Source organism: Nostoc sp. (assembly GCF_036917375.1).
Taxonomy (GTDB): Bacteria; Cyanobacteriota; Cyanobacteriia; order Cyanobacteriales; family Nostocaceae; genus Nostoc.
In genome coordinates this window covers 1-1226 of the sequence record NZ_JBALDN010000087.1, presented here as the reverse complement: position 1 = coordinate 1226, position 1226 = coordinate 1, and the positions used below count along the sequence as shown (strand labels likewise).

The following is a 1226-nucleotide window of genomic DNA, read 5'->3' as shown; positions in this document are numbered from 1 at the left end:
TAAGGCATTGAGTGCAATGCGACGTAATAAAGCAAAATTTTGTGGACTGTGTAGAGAACGAATCCGACATTCATCTTCGTGGAAGGTAACATCTAATGTCCAATGAACAGAGTTTTCAATCCCCCAATGCTGTCGAATCGCGCTGCCAATCTTGTTAGCATCACTGGTGAGACTAGAGATGTAAAATTGAACTTCTTGGGTAGTTTTATTCCAATACTGGATCGAACGTACTACCATCACTACTGTTGTCAGACCAGCCCACAAATCTTGTTCATGAAGTGCAGGAAGTTGTGATACTGGCACAGTGTAAATTTGACGATTTTCGATGCGGTGATGCCCTTTTTCTACTCGCTGACTAAGATTCACATCAACATCTTTAAACCCTAGAGATTGTGCTATTTCAAACCAATTTTTCACTTGTTCGTGCAGCGTAGGGTGATTATCTTTCAGGCTCAAAATATAATCAGCATTTGCTGTGATGATTTTTTGGGCAATCGATTTTTGGGTACCCATTGCATCAATGGTGATAATGCAACCAGATATGTCTAACATTTCTAACAGTGCTGGAATTGCGGTGATTTCATTGGATTTGTCAGTGACCTTTGTTTGTCCTAATACCAAACGGTGTTCACTTGACCACGCACTGACTGTGTGTAAAGCTTTTAACTGAGATTCTCGATCATATGAGCCTCTATGAGTTTTGCCATCTATAGCTACTACTTCTACTCCCAACTTTTCAACTAGTGATTTTACCCAGCAACGAAAACATTTCTCAAACTCTTTTGGCTTAATTCTCTCAAACACTCTCCTAAAAGTATCCGGGCTAGGTATTCCGAATGGTAGTTGCAAAAACGTTTTTAACCACTCCTGTTTATTGAGTCCATACTCCTCAATATCTTCCCAACCTTGCGCTCCTGCTATTACTGCCAAAATCGCTATGGTGATGATATCTGTGAGTAAATGATATCTTGTCCTTTCCACTCTCGGGTCTTTTATTGGAGTGAAGTATTCCTGAAACTTAGTGGTAATGTCTTTGCTATCTATGCTGGATGCAAAAGATGCTTTGGTTTTTCTTTTCTTGTTCTCAAATCCTATTGACATTACTCGAACCTTGCACCTAAATGGATTAAATCTTACCCTAGCTCGGATAGTGCCACTTTGTTTCCAACTTGATTGCTGATCGGGCAAGTCCGCTTGTCAATAGGGTTTGAGACGCGCTAACCCTG

General features: G+C 40.5%; 1 protein-coding gene. It reads right to left on the bottom strand.

Annotated features, from left to right (window positions below; translation table 11 throughout):
• Nucleotides 1–1101: ISAs1 family transposase (locus V7K45_RS22555; RefSeq protein ID WP_442942034.1), on the bottom strand; the 1101-nt coding region annotated here is incomplete at its 3' end.
• Between the last annotated feature and the right edge of the window lie 125 nt (nucleotides 1102–1226).